Raw genomic sequence first — 18,252 nt, 5'->3', positions numbered from 1 at the left:
GCGCGGGCGGCCCGCACAGCCCCCCCCCCCCCCCCCCCCCCCCCCCCCCCCCCCCCGGCACCGACCCCCACCCGCAGCAAGCCCCACACCGCCCCACCCCAGCCCCGCCGGAGCCACGGGATTTCGGGGCCTCGGGGATGCCCCGAGGGGCTCGAACAGGCTGCCAAGGCTGCGAAACCAGCGGCGCGTATTGGCACTCCGCTTGACCGAGTGCTAATCCCCGGAATAGTCTCGCGTCTGGCACTCGCCCCTGGTGAGTGCCAACACGGCGACAGACGGATCCGGCACCCGCGACGACGGATCGACATGGTCGCCACCTCAGACAATTAACCCCGGATCTCCGAAGCGGAAGGTCAGATCGTGACGACCACCAGCTCCAAGGTTGCCATCAAGCCGCTCGAGGACCGCATTGTGGTCCAGCCGCTCGACGCCGAGCAGACCACGGCCTCTGGCCTGGTCATCCCGGACACCGCGAAGGAGAAGCCCCAGGAGGGCGTCGTCCTCGCCGTGGGTCCGGGTCGCTTCGAGGACGGCCAGCGTCTCCCGCTGGACGTCACCGTCGGCGACGTCGTCCTGTACTCCAAGTACGGCGGCACCGAAGTGAAGTACAACGGCGAGGAGTACCTCGTCCTCTCGGCCCGCGACGTGCTCGCGATCGTCGAGAAGTAATCACTTCTCCAGTTTTGCTTTGAGCTACGCCCCTGGTCACCCCTGCTGATGCCGGGCGGCGAGGGGCGTAGTTCGTTCTAGACAGGCGGTCGCGGTGAGCGGCCGGGGATAGCAACGAGAGGGCTGAACCGCTCCCATGCCGAAGATTCTCAAGTTTGACGAGGACGCCCGTCGCGCCCTTGAGCGTGGCGTCAACAAGCTCGCCGACACCGTCAAGGTGACGATCGGCCCCAAGGGCCGCAACGTCGTCATCGACAAGAAGTTCGGCGCTCCCACCATCACGAACGACGGCGTCACCATCGCCCGTGAGGTCGAGCTCGACGACCCGTACGAGAACCTTGGCGCGCAGCTCGTCAAGGAGGTCGCGACCAAGACCAACGACGTCGCGGGTGACGGCACCACCACCGCCACCGTCCTGGCGCAGGCGCTGGTCCGCGAGGGTCTGCGCAACGTCGCCGCGGGTGCTTCCCCGGCCGCCCTGAAGAAGGGCATCGACGCCGCGGTCAAGGCCGTGTCCGAGGAGCTCCTCGCGACCGCCCGTCCGATCGAGGACAAGTCCGACATCGCCGCCGTGGCCGCGCTCTCCGCGCAGGACCAGCAGGTCGGTGACCTCATCGCCGAGGCGATGGACAAGGTCGGCAAGGACGGTGTCATCACCGTCGAGGAGTCCAACGCCTTCGGCCTGGAGCTCGAGTTCACCGAGGGCATGGCCTTCGACAAGGGCTACCTGTCCCCGTACATGGTCTCCGACCAGGAGCGTATGGAGGCCATCCTCGATGACCCGTACATCCTGATCAACCAGGGCAAGATCTCCTCCATCCAGGACCTCCTGCCGCTGCTCGAGAAGGTCATCCAGGCCGGCGCCTCCAAGCCGCTCCTGATCATCGCCGAGGACGTCGAGGGCGAGGCGCTCTCCACCCTCGTCGTCAACAAGATCCGTGGCACCTTCAACGCCGTCGCCGTCAAGGCGCCCGGCTTCGGTGACCGCCGCAAGGCGATGCTCCAGGACATGGCCACCCTCACCGGTGCCACCGTCATCGCCGAGGAGGTCGGCCTCAAGCTCGACCAGGCCGGTCTGGACGTACTGGGCTCCGCCCGCCGCGTCACGATCTCCAAGGACAGCACCACCATCGTCGACGGTGGCGGCTCTTCCGACGAGGTCCTCGGCCGCGTCAACCAGATCAAGGCCGAGATCGAGTCGACCGACTCGGACTGGGACCGCGAGAAGCTGCAGGAGCGCCTGGCGAAGCTCGCCGGCGGCGTCTGCGTCATCAAGGTCGGCGCCGCCACCGAGGTGGAGCTCAAGGAGAAGAAGCACCGTCTCGAGGACGCCATCTCGGCGACCCGCGCCGCGGTCGAGGAGGGCATCGTCTCCGGCGGTGGCTCCGCTCTCGTCCACGCCGTGAAGGTGCTGGAAGGCAACCTCGGCCTGTCGGGCGACGAGGCCACCGGTGTCGCGGTCGTGCGCCGCGCCGCCGTCGAGCCGCTGCGCTGGATCGCGGAGAACGCCGGCCTCGAGGGCTACGTCATCACCGCGAAGGTCGCCGAGCTCGAGAAGGGCCAGGGCTTCAACGCCGCCACCGGCGAGTACGGCGACCTGGTCAAGGCCGGCGTCATCGACCCGGTCAAGGTCACCCGCTCCGCGCTGGAGAACGCCGCTTCCATCGCGTCGCTGCTGCTCACGACCGAGACCCTGGTCGTCGAGAAGCCGGCCGACGACGAGGGCGACGCCGGTCACGGCCACGGTGGCCACGGCCACAGCCACTGACCTCGTCAGTGAGCGCGGCCGGTAAGAACGGTCGGTAAGTACGGGAAAGCCCCGGTCACCACTGCCAAGCGGTGGTGACCGGGGCTTTCCCGTCTGCTGTCCGGGGCTGTCCGCTGCTATCCGGGCATCATGCCCATCTGGCGCATCAGGCCCGGTGCGTCGTAGTACCACCAGTCCTCGGCGATCTGGCCGTTCTCGATCCGGCAGGTCGTACAACCCGACATGGTGAATTCCTTGCCGGTCGGCGCGACCCCCATGAACTCGCCCTTGTGGGTGCCCTTCCAGTCCCACAGGGTGGTGACGCAGTCGCCTTCGGCGACCTGGCGCGTCATGTCGAAGGTCATGTCGAAGGCGCTCCGCCACATGCCGACGGTCTTGCGGATGCCCTCGCGGCCGCCGCCCTCGCCCGCCTTCTCCATGATGTCGTGGGTCATGTAGTCGGCGGCGATGCACTCCTCGATGACGTCGAAGTTGCCCTTGCCCACGACCTCCTCGAGGAAGCGGTTCACGACGAGCTTGTTGAGGTACTCGTCACGGACCACGTCGAGGTTCATGAACTTCGGCATGCCTTCGCAGAGCGCCACCATCTCCTGGAACATCCGGTCGGTTTCCGGGAGCGAGGAGTTCCTCATGGCCTCTTCGTACGAGGGGAATTCGACGAGGTCCACGTAGTGGGTCTTGGAGTCGCGATCCCTGCCGATGAGCGTGTGGGTGACCGTGCGCTTGCCGGCGGTCTGCTCGGCATAGCGGTCGATGAGACTGTTCATCTCGTCGAAGCGCTTGGTCTCGTAGTCGATCACTTGTACGAATGTCATCGCGTCGCCTCCCGCGCTGGATGGGACACATCCAGTCTAGGGAGATTTCACCCATATGCCCCGTTTACCCACAGGTCACCACGGGATGCGGGATTCGCGCCCCGACTATTGCGGCCCGTATTTGCGCCCCGTGCGCGAGGACACCCCGCCCAGCAGCCCCCGCGGGGTCAGCTTCACCACGCCCATCAGCGCCTTGTACCGCGGATCCGGGATCGACACCGTCTTGCCCCGCGCCAGATCGGCCAGCGCCGCGGCCACCAGCTTGTCGGCGTCGAGCCACATCCAGCCGGGGATGTTGTCCGTGCCCATGCCGGCCCGCTCGTGGAACTCGGTGCGCACGAAGCCCGGGCACAGCGCCATCATCCGTACGCCCGAGCCCGTCAGGTCCTTGGCCGCGCCCTGGGTGAACTGCACGACCCAGGCCTTGCTCGCCCCGTACGTGCCGCGCGGCAGGAAGGCGGCCACCGAGGCCACGTTGATCACGCCGCCGCGCCCGCGCGAGCGCATCGGCTCCACGGCCGCCGAGGTCAGCCGCAGCACGGCCTCGATGTGGACCTTCAGCATGGTCAGCTCGTCGGCCATGGACACTTCGAGGTAGCGGCCCTTGTTGCCGAAGCCCGCGTTGTTCACCAGCAGGTCCACGGGGTGCTTGCGGTCGGCGAGGCGCTCCTCGACCGCCGCGATGCCCTCCTCGGTGGAGAGGTCGGCGGCCAGCACCTCGGCCTCGATGCCGTGCCGGTCGTGCAGCTCGGTGGCCTGCTCCCCGAGGCGCTTGGTGTCCCGCGCCACCAGGACGAGGTTGTTCCCCTGGGCGGCGAGCCGCCGGGCGAAGGCGGCGCCGATGCCCGCCGTGGATCCCGTAATCAACGCAGTCGTCATAGGCGCAACCTAGTCGCCCGGCTTCCCGTACTTCTCCACGTGGGCCAGCGCCTTGTCCCGGGCTCCCGGCTCCAGCGCGTCACCCGCCGCCAGCGTGTGCGGCAGCAGCTCCCGCTGGGTGGTGAAGGCGCGGAACCAGAACGCCACCGTCACCTCGTGGTCGGGGCGGTGCACGACCTCGATGGTGTCCCCGGGGGAGACCGAGCCTTCCCGCAGGACCCGCAGGTAGGCGCCCGGCCGGGCCTCCTGGGTGAACCGCTTGACCCAGGCCCTCTCGCCGAGGATCCCCTGGAAGGTCCGGCACGGGATGCGGGCCGAGGCCACCTCCAGGATCAGGTCGGGGCCGACCCGCCAGCGCTCGCCGAGCAGCGCGCCGTTCACGTCGAGTCCGGAGGTGGTGAAGTTCTCGCCGAAGGTCCCGCCGGGCAGTTCGCGGCCGAGCTCCCGCTCCCACCATTCCAGGTCCTCGCGGGCGTACGCGTACACGGCCTGGTGGTCACCGCCGTGATGGCGCAGGTGACAGACGTCGTCCCCTTCGACGCCGCTCGCGCCGACGCCCTTGGGGCCCGGAGCGAAGACCCGTACGGGGCCCGGCGCGGGGATCTTGCCGTGACCGGTCAGCCCGTCCGGGGCGTCGGTGTAGTCGACGGCCGTCGCGCGGCCGAGGTTCACGGAGATCAGATGCATGGCACCACGCTAGCCGATCACCTCAAAGGCGGCCGGGGGTATTCGCGCCGAGATCAAAGCACCCCTTATGCTCGAAGGGTGATCGAGGCACGTCATCTCCGAGTTCTGCGCGCTGTCGCCGGAACCGGGTCCTTCTCCGCCGCCGCCCGCGAGCTCGGCTGCACCCAGCCGGCCGTCTCCCAGCAGATGAAGGCGCTGGAGCAGTCCGCCGGCACCCCGCTGCTGATCCGCACCGGGCGCGAGATGCGCCTCACCCAGGCCGGTGAGGCGCTGGTCCGGCATGCCGCCGGGATCCTCGCCGGACTGACGGCCGCGGAGGAGGAGGTGGCGGCCATCGCCGGGCTGCGCGCCGGGCGGGTCCGGCTGGTCTCCTTCCCCAGCGGCAGTTCCACGCTGGTGCCGACCGCCCTCGCGGCGATGCGCGCCGAGCATCCGGGGACCCGGATCTCGCTGGTCGAGGCGGAGCCGCCGCGCTCGGTGGAGATGCTGCGCGAGGGGGACTGCGATCTGGCGCTGGCCTTCCGCTACGGCGGCGCCTCGGGATCGGCGGCCGAGTGGGAGGACCTCGTGGTCCGACCGCTGCTGACCGACCGGCTCGTCGGACTGGTTCCCGAAGGGCACCGGCTGGCGGGAGCGGAGCGGGTGGGCATGGCGGAGCTGGCCGACGAGCCCTGGATCGCGGGCTGTCCGCGCTGCCGCCGCCATCTGGTGGAGGTGTGCGAGGCGGTCGGTTTCACCCCGCGCATCGACTTCGCCACCGACGACTACCCGGCCGTGGTCGGCCTGGTCGGGGCCGGGCTCGGGGTCGCGGTGCTGCCGGAGCTCGCGGTGGAGTCCGTACGGGCCAAGGGCGTGAGCACCCTCGTCGTGGAACCGGCCGTCGAGCGGGAGGTCGTCGCGCTGACCCTGCCCGATCTGGCCAGGGTGCCGGCGGTGGCCGCGACCCTGGTCCAGCTGGAGCGGGCCGCCCGGCGCTGACGGCCGGGCACGCTCGGTCCGGGCGCCCGCGGCCGGCCGGCCCGGGCGCCGATGGGCCGGGTGGCCGGATCCCGCGGCGGACGGGGCCGCCACGCGAAGGACCGTACGGCGGTACGGCCGGTCGGGTGGCAGCCCGGTCCGGTGCGCGGCACACCCGTGCGCGTCGGTGCTGCGTGTGCCGGTGCTGCGTGTGCCGATCAGATCGGCGAAACGTTCCTTCGGTCGTTTCGTGTGGAGCCCGGTCAGTGCGGGGCGATCGGCGCGCTCGGCCCGATCGCGGTGGTCGCCGGGATCAGGCGATGGCGGGCGCGGCCCATCAGTTCTTCGCGTTCGTCCTCGGTGAGGCCGCCCCACACCCCGTAGGGCTCACGGACGGCGAGTGCGTGCGCGGCGCATTCAGAACGCACCGGGCATCGCATGCAGACCTCTTTAGCCGAGGTCTCGCGCGCGCTCCTGGCCGCGCCCCGCTCGCCTTCCGGGTGGAAGAAGAGGGAGCTGTCGACCCCGCGGCAGGCAGCCAGCAGCTGCCAGTCCCAGAGGTCGGCGTTCGGTCCGGGGAGGCGGGAGAAATCTGCCATTGGTAGTCCTCTTGGTGCCGGTACTGAGGCGGATACGGTCCATGTCTCCACACCTACTGTCGTAGTAGATGTAAATATGACTCATTGGGAATCTAGCCTCAGACATGCGCCAAACGGAAGGAAAGCCGCCAAATAGGGCATACCGTCATCTGGAGGACACGCGGCGAGTGGCTCCTGCCTTGTGTTCGCTTCCTCACGTAGAGTGCCGAAGGTGTCCGTCCGACCCGTAACTCTTTCGAGTGACCATCGTTGAGAGTGCGAAGGCGGTTGAACCAAGAAGTTCTCGGACATGTGTCCGGGGGCATCGACCGCACAGGTGACGATACGTACCAGCCTGGAGGCTCAAGGTGACGCGCATCAGCAGCTGCGGAGGGCGGTCATGACATCCGTCCTCGTCTGCGACGACTCCCCGCTTGCCCGAGAGGCGCTCCGTCGCGCGGTTGCCACCGTGCCCGGCGTCGAGCGTGTGACGACGGCTGCCAACGGCGAGGAAGTCCTCCGCCGCTGGGGTGCCGACCGTTCCGACCTGATTCTGATGGATGTACGGATGCCCGGGCTCGGCGGTGTGGAGACGGTGCGCCGGCTGCTCTCGGCCGATCCCGGGGCCCGCATCATCATGCTGACGGTCGCCGAGGACCTGGACGGCGTGGCCCTCGCGGTCGCCGCCGGCGCCCGGGGCTACCTGCACAAGGACGCCTCGCGCGCCGAACTGCGGGCCACGGTCACCCAGGCCCTCGCCGACCCGACCTGGAGGCTGGCCCCGCGCCGGCTCCGTTCGGCCGAGATGGGCGCCGCGCCCACGCTCACCGCACGCGAGATCCAGGTGCTGGAGGGCATGAGTCACGGCCGGTCCAACGCGGAGATCGGGCGCGAGCTCTTCCTCTCCGAGGACACGGTCAAGACCCACGCCCGCCGGTTGTTCAAGAAGCTGGGTGCGTCCGACCGGGCGCACGCCGTGGCGCTCGGGTTCCGCTGGGGCCTGGTCCGCTGACCGCAGGTCCGCCGGCCCTCACCGGCCGGCGGTGCCGCCGGCGGCCGGCCCGTCCGGCCCCCGGCCCACCCCGGACCCGCGGTCCCGGCCGCCCTCCGGAATCTCCCGCCGTCCGATCCGCCGCACCCTGGTGCGCGCGGGGGATTGACGGTGCACAATCCGGGGGACGTGTCGCTTCGGGCGCGATGCCGCATGCTTGAGGGTGTGGCGCATCCTGGAGATGTCGCCGCGGGGACGATTCGGCCGAGCGGGAGGGGAGGGCCAGACCATGAGTTCCGGTGCACCCACCCCGCACGACCCGTCGACGCATAACGCTTCGACGCACAACACGGGCCGCGGTGCCGCGAATGCCCCGGCGCCAAGGCACCATGGATTGATGCGCGACGACGAGGCCCCGGGGTCACCCGCGACCACAGGGGGCCGCGGCGCCTCCCGGAACAGCGGCGACGGCACCGTGAGCGCGCTCGTACGCCGTGCGGTGGAGGGCGACGAGCAGGCCACCCACGATCTGCTGGCCTTCGTGCACCCCCTCGCCATCCGCTACTGCCGCTCCCGCCTGTCGCGACTTCCGGGTGACGCTCGTCACTTCGTGGAGGACCTGGCGCAGGAGGTCTGCGTCGCCGTCCTGATGGCCCTGCCGCGCTACCGCGACACCGGACGCCCCTTCGAGGCCTTCGTCTTCGCCATCGCCGCGCACAAGGTCGCCGATCTCCAGCGGGCCGCCATGCGCCATCCGGGCAGTACGGCCGTGCCCTCCGACGAGATGCCGGAGCGGCCCGACGACTCCCTGGGGCCGGAGGAGCGCGCACTGCTGAGCAGTGACGCCGCCTGGGCCAAGAAGCTGCTCGCCAACCTTCCGGAGAACCAGCGCGAGCTCCTCGTCCTGCGCGTGGCCGTAGGGCTGACCGCCGAAGAGACCGGGCAGATGCTCGGAATGTCCCCCGGGGCGGTGCGCGTCGCCCAGCACCGGGCGCTGAGCCGGCTCCGCGCGCTCGCCGAGCAGTAGGCCGTACGGGTCTTCTCGTAGGCGCTGCGAGGTTTTCCCGTAGGCCGTACGGGCCTTTCCTCGTAGGAAGATACGAATCTTGGCATCGATCTTCGTCGTGGAATGAGAGGCGTCGGGATCCCGTTAGCATGGACATCCGCGCTGAGCAAGACCATCTTGGAAGGTGTCATGACTGTGAACGCCGACGGAGTGCCCGACAAATTCGCCACGCTCGGCCTCACTTATGACGACGTGCTCCTGCTCCCGGGCTCCTCGGACATGTCACCGGACGCCATTGACACGTCCTCGCTCATCTCCCGCAACGTGCGCGTGAACGTCCCGCTGCTCTCCGCCGCCATGGACAAGGTCACCGAGGCCCGGATGGCCATCGCGATGGCCCGCCAGGGCGGCGTCGGCGTCCTGCACCGCAACCTCTCCATCGCCGACCAGGCCAACCAGGTCGACCTGGTCAAGCGCTCCGAGTCCGGCATGGTCACCGACCCCATCACGGTGCACCCGGACGCGACCCTGCGCGAAGCCGACGAGCTCTGCGCGAAGTTCCGCATCTCCGGCGTCCCGGTCACGGACCCGGCGGGCAAGCTGCTCGGCATCGTCACCAACCGCGACATGGCCTTCGAGTCGGACCGCAGCCGCCAGGTGCGCGAGGTCATGACCCCGATGCCGCTGGTCACGGGCAAGGTGGGCATCTCCGGCGTGGACGCCATGGAGCTGCTGCGCCGCCACAAGATCGAGAAGCTGCCGCTCGTCGACGAGGCCGGCCTGCTCAAGGGCCTCATCACGGTCAAGGACTTCGTCAAGGCCGAGAAGTACCCGAACGCCGCCAAGGACAAGGACGGCCGGCTGCTCGTCGGCGCGGCCGTCGGCGTCGCGGGCGACGCGTACGAGCGGGCCCAGGCCCTGATCGAGGCGGGCGCCGACTTCATCGTCGTCGACACCGCCCACGGTCACTCCCGCCTCGTCGGCGACATGGTCTCCAAGATCAAGTCGAACTCGACGGTCGACGTCATCGGCGGCAACATCGCCACCCGCGACGGTGCCCAGGCCCTCATCGACGCCGGCTGCGACGGCATCAAGGTCGGCGTCGGCCCCGGCTCCATCTGCACCACCCGCGTCGTCGCCGGCATCGGCGTCCCACAGGTCACCGCCATCTACGAGGCCTCGCTCGCCGCCAAGGCGGCCGGAGTGCCGGTCATCGGCGACGGCGGCCTGCAGTACTCCGGCGACATCGCCAAGGCCCTCGTGGCGGGCGCCGACACCGTGATGCTCGGCTCGCTGCTCGCGGGCTGCGAGGAGTCCCCGGGCGAGCTGCTCTTCATCAACGGCAAGCAGTTCAAGTCGTACCGCGGCATGGGCTCGCTCGGCGCGATGCAGTCCCGCGGAGACCGCAAGTCCTTCTCCAAGGACCGCTACTTCCAGGAGGGCGTGGGCGGCGACGACAAGCTCATCCCCGAGGGCATCGAGGGCCAGGTCCCGTACCGAGGTCCGCTCTCCGCGGTCGTGCACCAGCTCGTCGGCGGCCTGCGCCAGTCGATGTTCTACGTCGGCGGCCGTACGGTGCCGGAGCTCCAGGACCGGGGCCGGTTCGTCCGGATCACCTCGGCGGGGCTCAAGGAGAGCCACCCGCACGACATCCAGATGACGGTCGAGGCGCCGAACTACAGCCGCAAGGGCTGATCGGAGCGGCATCCACGCAGTACCGGAGGGGCGGGCCCGCGCGGGCCCGCCCCTCCGGCGTGCCCGGTGCGTGCGTCCGTACAGCGGTCACCGGAACGCGGCGCGCCGGGGTTCGGGGATACTGGACGGGCAGACCCACAGGAAAGGCCACCACACGTGACTGAGATCGAGATCGGGCGCGGCAAGCGCGGCCGCAGGGCGTACGCGTTCGATGACATCGCCATCGTCCCCAGCCGCCGTACCCGGGACCCGAAGGAGGTCTCGATCGCCTGGCAGATCGACGCCTACCGCTTCGAGCTCCCGTTCCTGGCCGCCCCCATGGACTCGGTCGTCTCCCCGCAGACCGCCATCCGCATCGGCGAGCTCGGCGGCCTCGGCGTGCTGAACCTCGAAGGTCTGTGGACCCGGTACGAGGACCCGCAGCCGCTGCTCGACGAGATCGCGGAGCTGGACGAGGAGACCGCCACCCGCCGTCTCCAGGAGATCTACTCCGCTCCCATCCAGGCGGACCTGATCCGTCAGCGGATCAAGGAGGTGCGCGACTCCGGAGTCGTCACCGCCGCCGCCCTCTCCCCGCAGCGCACGGCCGAGTTCTCCAAGGCCGTCGTCGACGCGGGCGTGGACATCTTCGTGATCCGCGGCACCACCGTGTCGGCGGAGCACGTCTCCGGCGCCGCCGAGCCGCTGAACCTCAAGCAGTTCATCTACGAGCTCGACGTCCCGGTCATCGTGGGCGGCTGCGCCACCTACACCGCGGCCCTGCACCTGATGCGCACCGGCGCGGCCGGTGTCCTGGTCGGCTTCGGCGGCGGCGCCGCGCACACCACGCGCAACGTGCTCGGCATCCAGGTCCCGATGGCCACCGCCGTCGCCGACGTGGCCGCGGCCCGCCGCGACTACATGGACGAGTCCGGCGGCCGCTACGTGCACGTCATCGCCGACGGCGGCGTGGGCTGGTCCGGCGACATCCCGAAGGCCGTCGCCTGCGGCGCCGACGCCGTGATGATGGGCTCCCCGCTGGCCCGTGCCACGGACGCGCCCGGCAAGGGCTTCCACTGGGGCATGGAGGCCGTCCACGAGGACGTGCCGCGCGGCAAGAAGGTCGACCTCGGTACGGTCGGCACCACCGAGGAGATCCTCACCGGCCCGTCGCACTCCCCGGACGGCTCCATGAACATCTTCGGCGCGCTGCGCCGCTCGATGGCCACCACCGGCTACAGCGAGCTCAAGGAGTTCCAGCGGGTCGAGGTCACCATCGCGGACTCGCAGCACAGCCGCTGAGGCCCGTCTCGTACCGCACGCGCCTGAGGCCCGGCTCCCCTTCGGGGGAGCCGGGCCTCAGGCGTTGCGTGGGGAGCCCCGGTGGGTACGGGGAACCGGGGGTCGCCTCAGCCGGCGATCTTCTTGGCGGCGCTGAACCCGGTGAAGGCGCCGAGGGCCAGGACGAGGATGCCCTTGACGTCGGTCCCCTCCTTCCAGACGTCGACCAGGCCGGAGACGCCGAGCGTGTCCAGCACGTCGCCCAGGCCGATGCCGGTGGCCCCGGCGAGCGCGAGCGCGTAGTAGAAGAGCTCGCCCAGGAAGACGGAGACGACCGCGAGGACCGCGCCGACGACCGGCAGGATCGGGTTGCGGCCACCGAGCTTGCCCGCGGCGAAGCCGACCAGCGCGCCGACGCCGACCGCGGCGTAGATGAGCTCGCGCCCGATGGCGTTCATGATGCCGCCGTACGCGGCGGCGGCGGCCAGGGCGGCGACGAGCGCCGCGGCGATCCCGAGGCCCACGTTGGCGGGGCGCGCCGGGGCCGGTGCCTGGGCCTGGAGGAAGTCGGCGCCGGACGGGCCCGGGTAGCGGTGGTCGGCCGGTGCGGCGGTGCTGTCGGCCGCGGGCGTCGAGGCGTCGGGTGCGGGCGGCTGGGACTGCTGGCTCATGGAGAAATCCCCCCCAGGGATTTTGGGCACACGAGGCCCGCACGGCTGACGTGGGGGTGTATGCGCGAGATAAGTCGCCGCAGGCTAGCAGCAGGCTGCGACATCCGCGGAGGGGTTTGTGAGGGGGCGGCCCGGCCCTACAGGCGGTGCGCCGCGCCCGCCGGGCTGGCTCCCCGGGTGTCCAGGAGCAACTGGGCCTTCACCGCGAGGCCTTGCAGGTCATAGGTGCGGTGGTGCTGGAGCAGGATCGTCAGATCGGCGTTGGCGGCGGCCTCGTACAACGATTCGGCGCGGGGGATCGGCTGGTCCCTGACGCGCCATCCGGCGATGTACGGGTCGTGGTAGCTGATCAGGGCGCCGAGGTCGAGGAGGCGGCTGGCGATCTCGCGGGCCGGGGAGCCCTCCTGGTCGGCGAGGTCCGGCTTGTAGGTGACGCCCAGGAGGAGGACGCGGGCGCCGCGCGCGGACTTGCCGTGCTCGTTGAGCAGGGTGGCGCTGCGCTGGATGACGTACTGCGGCATCCGGTCGTTGATCTCCTGCGCCAGACCGATCATGCGCAGCGGGTGGCCCGGGGTGCGGGTGGTGTGGGGGAGGTAGTTGGGGTCGAGGGGGACTCCGTGGCCGCCGACTCCGGGGCCGGGGCGGAAGGCCTGGAACCCGTACGGCTTGGTCTCGGCGCACCGGATGACGTCCCACAGGTCCACGCCCAGGTCGTGGCAGAGCACGGCCATCTCGTTCATGAGGGCGATGTTGACGTGCCGGTAGTTCGTTTCGAGGAGCTGGACCGTCTCGGCCTCGCGCAGGCCGCGGGCACGGACCACCTTGTCGGTGAGCCGGGCGTAGAAGGCGTGCGCGGACTCGGTGCAGGCGGGGGTGAGGCCGCCGATGACCTTGGGGGTGTTGGCGATGCCGTGCGTGCGGTTGCCGGGGTCGAGGCGGCTGGGGGAGTAGGCCAGGTGGAAGTCCCGGCCGGCGCGCAGGCGGGAGCCCGATTCGAGGATCGGGCGCAGGTAGTCCTCGGTGACGCCGGGGTGGACCGCCGATTCGAGGATGACGGTGGTGTGCGGACGCAGCCGGGCGGCGAGCGTGCGGCCCGCCTCGCCGATCGCGGACAGGTCGAGCGCGCGGTCGGCCCCGAGCTGGGTGGGGGCGCAGATGACGGCCGTGCGGACCCGGCCCAGTTCGGCGGAGTTGGTGGTGACCCGGAAGCCGGCCGCCGACATGCGGCGGATCTCGGCGGCGGTGAGGGTGGAGTCCGTCGCCGGACCGCTGTCGTAGCCGACCGTCTCGATCCCGGCGGCCACGGCTGCCTGGGCGAGCGGGAGGCCGAGATGGCCGAGTCCGATGACGGCGAGATCTGCGGGCATGGGGGTGCCGTCCCTTCCCTTCCCTGACATGCATGAGGGGGCGGAGCGCGCAAGTCCTGTGGAGGAGGAGAGCTGGCGCAATGTCAGACTAGGCGTATATATGACAGATATGTCGTATTCAGGGGTCTTGGTCGCCTCCGTGTTATCCACAGGCGGTGGCTGATGTGGGTGCGGCCGGTGAGAATCATGAACGGGCGATGTGAGCGGGATCACCCACGACAGGTGGGATGGCCGCACAGGACGGACGGGGCGACCCGCGTCAACGGGAGGCAGGCAGCCGTGAGCACTGGGACAGGGGCAGGGACGGGCGCAGGGGCGGGTGCGGGGACGGGAGCCAGGACGGCTGCCGGGACGGGGGCGGGGATGGGTGCCGGGATGGGCGGAGGTGGTGGGCGGGCCTCGCTGGGGCCCGTGCAGCGCGCCGAGGCGCTTGCCCGGATGGCCGAGCGGGAGCTGGACGTGCTGGTGGTCGGTGCGGGCGTGGTGGGCGCCGGTACCGCCCTCGACGCCGTGACCAGGGGCCTGGCGACCGGGCTGGTGGAGGCGAGGGACTGGGCCTCGGGCACCTCCAGCCGTTCCAGCAAGCTCATCCACGGCGGGCTCAGATACCTGGAGATGCTCGACTTCGCCCTCGTGCGGGAGGCGCTCAAGGAGCGCGGCCTGCTGCTGGGGCGGCTCGCCCCGCACCTGGTGAAGCCGGTGCCGTTCCTCTACCCGTTGCAGCACAAGGGATGGGAGCGGTTCTATGCCGGCTCCGGCGTCGCGCTCTACGACGCCATGTCGCTCTCCAGCGGCCACGGGCGCGGGCTGCCCACCCACCGCCACCTCTCGCGTAAGCGCGCCCTGCGGATCGCGCCGGCGCTGCGCAAGGACGCGCTGGTGGGCGCCCTGCAGTACTACGACGCCCAGATGGACGACGCGCGGTACGTGGCCACCTTGGTCCGGACGGCCGCCGCGTACGGGGCACAGTGCGCCAACCGGGCGAGGGTCGTCGGCTTCCTGCGGGAGGGCGAGCGGGTCGTGGGTGCGCGGGTCCAGGACGTGGAGGGCGGCGGGGAGTACGAGATCCGGGCGAAGCAGATCGTCAATGCCACGGGGGTGTGGACGGACGACACCCAGGCGCTGATCGGGGAGCGCGGCCAGTTCCACGTACGGGCCTCGAAGGGCATCCACCTCGTCGTTCCCAAGGACCGGATCCACTCCTCGACCGGGCTGATCCTGCGGACCGAGAAGTCGGTGCTCTTCGTCATCCCGTGGGGCCGGCACTGGATCGTGGGCACCACCGACACCGACTGGGACCTCGACAAGGCGCACCCGGCTGCGTCGAGCGCGGACATCGACTACCTGCTGGAGCACGTCAACTCGGTGCTGGCGGTCCCGCTCACCCGGGACGACGTCCAGGGTGTCTACGCGGGCCTGCGGCCGCTGCTGGCCGGGGAGTCGGACGCGACGAGCAAGCTCTCGCGCGAACACACGGTGGCGCACCCGGTGCCGGGGCTGGTGGTCGTGGCCGGCGGCAAGTACACGACGTACCGGGTGATGGCCAAGGACGCGGTGGACGAGGCGGTGCACGGCCTCGACCAGCGGGTCGCGCCGTGCGTGACGGAGGACGTGCCGCTGGTCGGGGCCGAGGGGTACCGGGCCCTGTGGAACGGCCGGGCGCGGATCGCCGCGCGGACCGGACTCCATGTGGTGCGGGTGGAGCACCTTTTGAACCGGTACGGCTCGCTGACGGAGGAACTGCTGGCCCTGATCGCGGAGGACCCCTCGCTCGGGGAGCCGCTGACGGGAGCCGACGACTACCTCCGCGCCGAGGTGGTCTACGCGGCCTCGCACGAGGGGGCGCGACACCTGGACGACGTGCTGACCCGGCGGACGCGGATCTCGATCGAGACCTTCGATCGGGGGACGCGATCGGCGCGCGAATGCGCGGAGTTGATGGCTCCGGTGCTGGGCTGGGACGAGCAGCAGATCGAGAAGGAAGTGGAGCACTACGAGAAGAGGGTGCAGGCGGAACGGGAATCGCAGCGCCAGCCGGACGACCAGACGGCGGACGCCGCACGGCTGGGGGCGCCGGACATCGTCCCGTTGTAACTCCGTCACTTCGCGGGCGGAACCGTGGACCCGGGGCTCCCGTCCGTTGCGGAGTAAGGGACAATGAGGGTTCTGCCGGGGCGGGTTACCGGGCACCCCGGCCGCTGCCAGGGCAACCGGAGCAGGCGGCACGAACGCAGAGGGGACGCATGTCGAAGCCGGAGCACACCGAGTCGCCGGAGCCGTCTGTCGGGACGGGATCGCCGGTGCCTCCGGCCGCACCCCCGACGGACCCGAAGCCGCCGGCCGAGCCGCCCGCGGCGGGAGCCGCGAAGCGGGCCGCCGCGGCGAAGCCCGCCGGGGCGGGGTCCGCGAAGGCCGCGCCGGCCGCCGTGGACGCGGTGTCCCCGGCCGCGGCCGAGGCCGCCGAGGAGGCCGGGCCGCAGGACGCGAAGCCCGGCGCTTCCGCGGCGAAGGCGAAGCCCGAGCTGCGGAAGGCGGAGCTCCGGAAGCCGGCTGCGGCGAAGGCCGCCGCCGTGGCCGTGGCCGAGCCCGAGGACGCGAAGCCCGCGGCTGAGGGCGCCGGTCCCGAGGACGCGAAGCCTGTCGGTGTGAAGGGCGGTCCCGAGGACGCGAAGCCTGTCGGTGTGAAGGGCGGTCCCGAGGACGCGAAGCCCGTCGGTGTGAAGGGCGAGCCCGAGGACGCCAAGCCGGGTGTGCCCGAGGAGGCGAAGCCTGTCCGCGGGGCGTCCGCGTCCGAGGGCGCGAAGCCCGTTGGTGTGAAGGGCGAGCCCGCGGACGCGCCGAAGTCCGCCGTGGTGAGCAAGGCCGACGAGGTGGCCGCCGCCGTCAAGGCCGCCGCGGCCAAGGCGGAAGAGGGCCCGCACGACGAGGGCCGGCTGCTCGCGGGCCGGTACCGGCTCGGCGACGTCCTCGGCAAGGGCGGCATGGGCACCGTCTGGCGCGCCGAGGACGAGACCCTCGGCCGCACCGTCGCCGTCAAGGAACTCCGCTTCGGCAGCGGCGTCGACGACGACGAGAAGCGCCGCCTCATCACCCGCACCCTGCGCGAGGCCAAGGCCATCGCCCGGATCCGCAGCGGCGGCGCCGTGACCGTCTACGACGTCGTCGACGAGGACGGCCGGCCCTGGATCGTCATGGAGCTCATCGAGGGCCCCTCGCTCGCGGAGTTCATCCGTGAAAGCGGCCCGCTGACGCCCCGCCGCGCCGCGGAAGTCGGCCTCGCCGTGCTCGACGTCCTGCGTGCCGCCCACCGCCAGGGCATCCTGCACCGGGACGTGAAGCCCTCCAACGTGCTGCTCGCCGACCATGGCAACGGCCGCGTGATCCTCACCGACTTCGGCATCGCCCAGGTCGAGGGCGACCCCTCCGTCACCTCCACCGGCATGCTCGTCGGCGCGCCCTCGTACATCTCGCCCGAGCGGGCCCGCGGCCAGCGGCCCGGCCCGCCGGCGGACATGTGGTCGCTCGGCGGCCTGCTGTACGCCGCCGTCGAGGGTGTTCCCCCGTACGACAAGGGGTCGGCCCTCGCGACGCTGACCGCCGTGATGACCGAGCCCGTCGAACCGCCGAAGAACGCGGGTCCGCTGACCGAGGTCATCTACGGACTCCTCGTCAAGGACCCCGCCCACCGGCTCGACGACGACCGCGCGCGGGCCCTGCTCACCGCCGTGATCGACGCGCCCGAGCCGCCGGCCCCCGTAGTCGGTCCGAGCCCCGAGGAAACCCGGCAGATATCGCTCGCCGAGGCCCATGACGCCGCCGAGCAGGCGGCGGCCGACAAGGCGGCCAAGGCCGCGGAGAAGGCGGAGAAGAAGGAACGCGAGCGCCGTGAGCGCGAGCAGCGGGAGCGTGCCCGCGCGGCGTTGAAGTCGGCCCGCAAGGCGGCGGCCGCCAGCGCCGCCGCCGCGGCCGCCACGGCCGCGACCGCCGCCGAGGCCCCGTCGCCGCGCCCGTCTCCCGTCGCGGCCCCGATCACCGACGTCCTGCCGCGCCGCACCATCGCGCTCGCGATAGCCGGCGTGGTCGTGGCGCTCGCGGTCATCGGCTCGGTCATCGCGTACGTCGTCAACGGTGACGACGACAAGGGCGGCTCCCCGAAGGACGGCAAGGGCGGCGGCAAGACCGCCGCGTCGAGCCCCGCGCCCGGTTCGTCGACCCCTCCTCCGGCTTCGCCCACGCCCTCGCCCTCTCCTTCGCCGAAGAGCGGCGAGTCGCCCGGCTCGGGGGCGGTTTCGCCGGACCCGGGCCAGTCGCCCGGCTCGGGGACCAATCCCGGCCAGGGTCAGGGCGCCACGCCCGGAGGAGCCCTGCCCGGGCTGCCGCCGGGGTACGCCCAGGTCAACGACCCCGGCTTCCACTTCGCGATGGGCATGCCCGAGGGCTTCAAGCAGACCGGAGTGATAGGGAAGAAGAACGGCGTCATCTACAGCCGGGACGGCGGATTCCCGCGGATCCAGATCGACTTCAACAGTTCGCCGAGGGACGACGCCCGCGCCGCCTGGCTGGAACTGGCTCCGAGCGTGGCGGGCAGCAGCAGCAACTACAAGCTGCTGCGCCTCGAAAAGGTCGAGTACCGCGGGTACCCGACCGTCGCGGACTGGGAGTTCGAGCGGGACCAGAAGGGCTCGCGGGTCCGGGTGCTCGACCGCGGGTTCCGGATGGACGCGACGCACGGCTACGCCATCATGATCACCTGCCTCGCGGACCAGTGGGACGCGCCGGAGTGCACGCAGCTGCGCACCACGGCGTTCGACACGTTTCAGCCACTGGGCTGACCCGCGTACCCAGCGGGCTCGGGTCAGCCTCGCCAGGGCCGGGACGCGGGCGCCCTGGGCGTCGTATCGTGTCAGCG

The 18,252-nt window shown here is 71.2% G+C and carries 15 protein-coding genes; 9 read left to right on the top strand and 6 right to left on the bottom strand.

The annotated features are described in order from the left end of the window. Nucleotides 1–360: 360 nt before the first annotated feature. Together groES and groL are read left to right on the top strand one after the other, a co-directional pair. Nucleotides 361–669: a co-chaperone GroES gene (groES, locus tag ACFYYB_RS16845; RefSeq protein ID WP_008739621.1), complete on the top strand. Its 309-nt coding sequence runs from the start codon at nucleotides 361–363 to the stop codon at nucleotides 667–669. A 136-nt stretch (nucleotides 670–805) separates the two neighbouring features. Continuing rightward, entirely contained in the window at nucleotides 806–2,437 is a 1,632-nt protein-coding gene (gene groL, locus ACFYYB_RS16840) for a chaperonin GroEL (RefSeq protein WP_327254515.1), read from the top strand. 116 nt (nucleotides 2,438–2,553) lie between these two features. On the opposite strand, the gene ACFYYB_RS16835 is transcribed toward groL, so the two are convergent. The 3 genes from ACFYYB_RS16835 to ACFYYB_RS16825 form a co-directional block, all read right to left on the bottom strand. Beyond that, the gene (locus tag ACFYYB_RS16835; protein WP_389435947.1) at nucleotides 2,554–3,252 is read right to left on the bottom strand and encodes an ester cyclase; all 699 of its coding nucleotides are present in this window, start codon (nucleotides 3,250–3,252) and stop codon (nucleotides 2,554–2,556) included. Between the two features lie 105 nt (nucleotides 3,253–3,357). Next, complete coding sequence (locus ACFYYB_RS16830) at nucleotides 3,358–4,131, bottom strand: SDR family NAD(P)-dependent oxidoreductase (RefSeq protein WP_389435946.1); 774 nt, start codon at nucleotides 4,129–4,131, stop codon at nucleotides 3,358–3,360. Nucleotides 4,132–4,140: 9 nt separating this feature from the next. Further along, complete coding sequence (locus tag ACFYYB_RS16825) at nucleotides 4,141–4,818, bottom strand: MOSC domain-containing protein (protein ID WP_389435945.1); 678 nt, start codon at nucleotides 4,816–4,818, stop codon at nucleotides 4,141–4,143. 78 nt (nucleotides 4,819–4,896) lie between these two features. On the opposite strand from ACFYYB_RS16825, the gene ACFYYB_RS16820 reads away from it, so the two are divergent. Next, nucleotides 4,897–5,796, top strand: coding sequence for a LysR family transcriptional regulator (locus ACFYYB_RS16820; protein WP_389435944.1), 900 nt, complete (start codon nucleotides 4,897–4,899; stop codon nucleotides 5,794–5,796). A gap of 242 nt (nucleotides 5,797–6,038) precedes the next feature. On the opposite strand, the gene ACFYYB_RS16815 is transcribed toward ACFYYB_RS16820, so the two are convergent. Next, complete coding sequence (locus tag ACFYYB_RS16815) at nucleotides 6,039–6,374, bottom strand: WhiB family transcriptional regulator (protein WP_327305055.1); 336 nt, start codon at nucleotides 6,372–6,374, stop codon at nucleotides 6,039–6,041. 379 nt (nucleotides 6,375–6,753) lie between these two features. Between ACFYYB_RS16815 and ACFYYB_RS16810 the strand changes: the two genes are divergently transcribed. The 4 genes from ACFYYB_RS16810 (at nucleotide 6,754) to ACFYYB_RS16795 (ending at nucleotide 11,326) form a co-directional block, all read left to right on the top strand. Then, nucleotides 6,754–7,365: a response regulator transcription factor gene (locus tag ACFYYB_RS16810; protein ID WP_003948568.1), complete on the top strand. Its 612-nt coding sequence runs from the start codon at nucleotides 6,754–6,756 to the stop codon at nucleotides 7,363–7,365. A 376-nt stretch (nucleotides 7,366–7,741) separates the two neighbouring features. Beyond that, on the top strand, nucleotides 7,742–8,371 hold the full coding sequence (locus ACFYYB_RS16805) for a sigma-70 family RNA polymerase sigma factor (RefSeq protein WP_389435943.1): 630 nt from the start codon (nucleotides 7,742–7,744) through the stop codon (nucleotides 8,369–8,371). A 168-nt stretch (nucleotides 8,372–8,539) separates the two neighbouring features. Next, a complete protein-coding gene (gene guaB, locus ACFYYB_RS16800) occupies nucleotides 8,540–10,045 on the top strand; it encodes an IMP dehydrogenase (RefSeq protein ID WP_250744118.1) in 1,506 nt (501 codons plus the stop codon). Between the two features lie 156 nt (nucleotides 10,046–10,201). Beyond that, nucleotides 10,202–11,326, top strand: coding sequence for a GuaB3 family IMP dehydrogenase-related protein (locus ACFYYB_RS16795; protein ID WP_383952118.1), 1,125 nt, complete (start codon nucleotides 10,202–10,204; stop codon nucleotides 11,324–11,326). Nucleotides 11,327–11,433: 107 nt separating this feature from the next. Here ACFYYB_RS16795 and ACFYYB_RS16790 read toward each other — a convergent pair whose 3' ends face one another. Continuing rightward, nucleotides 11,434–11,976: a hypothetical protein gene (locus tag ACFYYB_RS16790; protein WP_389435942.1), complete on the bottom strand. Its 543-nt coding sequence runs from the start codon at nucleotides 11,974–11,976 to the stop codon at nucleotides 11,434–11,436. A gap of 137 nt (nucleotides 11,977–12,113) precedes the next feature. Further along, nucleotides 12,114–13,343 carry a nucleotide sugar dehydrogenase gene (locus tag ACFYYB_RS16785; RefSeq protein WP_389435941.1) on the bottom strand — a complete coding sequence of 410 codons (1,230 nt, stop codon included), beginning with the start codon at nucleotides 13,341–13,343 and terminating at the stop codon, nucleotides 12,114–12,116. Nucleotides 13,344–13,718: 375 nt separating this feature from the next. Here ACFYYB_RS16785 and ACFYYB_RS16780 point away from each other — a divergent pair, with 375 nt between their 5' ends. Both ACFYYB_RS16780 and ACFYYB_RS16775 read left to right on the top strand, forming a co-directional pair. Beyond that, nucleotides 13,719–15,437, top strand: a complete 1,719-nt coding sequence (locus ACFYYB_RS16780) for a glycerol-3-phosphate dehydrogenase/oxidase (RefSeq protein ID WP_389435940.1) — start codon at nucleotides 13,719–13,721, stop codon at nucleotides 15,435–15,437. A gap of 149 nt (nucleotides 15,438–15,586) precedes the next feature. After that, nucleotides 15,587–18,175 (top strand): serine/threonine-protein kinase, encoded by a 2,589-nt coding sequence (locus ACFYYB_RS16775; protein WP_389435939.1) that lies wholly within the window; start codon nucleotides 15,587–15,589, stop codon nucleotides 18,173–18,175. The last annotated feature ends 77 nt before the right edge of the window (nucleotides 18,176–18,252 follow it).

The sequence above is a fragment of the Streptomyces sp. NPDC002886 genome, assembly GCF_042888445.1.
Taxonomy (GTDB): Bacteria; Actinomycetota; Actinomycetes; order Streptomycetales; family Streptomycetaceae; genus Streptomyces.
This window is presented reverse-complemented; position numbering and strand designations above follow the sequence as displayed.

Bases quoted from the DNA above. Each gene is read 5' to 3' on its own strand.
- groL (WP_327254515.1), top strand. From the start codon at position 806: ATGCCGAAGATTCTCAAGTTTGACGAGGACGCCCGTCGCGCCCTTGAG.
- ACFYYB_RS16835 (WP_389435947.1), bottom strand. From the start codon at position 3,252: ATGACATTCGTACAAGTGATCGACTACGAGACCAAGCGCTTCGACGAG.
- ACFYYB_RS16830 (WP_389435946.1), bottom strand. From the start codon at position 4,131: ATGACGACTGCGTTGATTACGGGATCCACGGCGGGCATCGGCGCCGCC.
- ACFYYB_RS16825 (WP_389435945.1), bottom strand. From the start codon at position 4,818: ATGCATCTGATCTCCGTGAACCTCGGCCGCGCGACGGCCGTCGACTAC.
- ACFYYB_RS16815 (WP_327305055.1), bottom strand. From the start codon at position 6,374: ATGGCAGATTTCTCCCGCCTCCCCGGACCGAACGCCGACCTCTGGGAC.
- ACFYYB_RS16810 (WP_003948568.1), top strand. From the start codon at position 6,754: ATGACATCCGTCCTCGTCTGCGACGACTCCCCGCTTGCCCGAGAGGCG.
- ACFYYB_RS16805 (WP_389435943.1), top strand. From the start codon at position 7,742: ATGCGCGACGACGAGGCCCCGGGGTCACCCGCGACCACAGGGGGCCGC.
- guaB (WP_250744118.1), top strand. From the start codon at position 8,540: ATGACTGTGAACGCCGACGGAGTGCCCGACAAATTCGCCACGCTCGGC.
- ACFYYB_RS16790 (WP_389435942.1), bottom strand. From the start codon at position 11,976: ATGAGCCAGCAGTCCCAGCCGCCCGCACCCGACGCCTCGACGCCCGCG.
- ACFYYB_RS16785 (WP_389435941.1), bottom strand. From the start codon at position 13,343: ATGCCCGCAGATCTCGCCGTCATCGGACTCGGCCATCTCGGCCTCCCG.
- ACFYYB_RS16780 (WP_389435940.1), top strand. From the start codon at position 13,719: ATGGGCGGAGGTGGTGGGCGGGCCTCGCTGGGGCCCGTGCAGCGCGCC.
- ACFYYB_RS16775 (WP_389435939.1), top strand. From the start codon at position 15,587: ATGTCGAAGCCGGAGCACACCGAGTCGCCGGAGCCGTCTGTCGGGACG.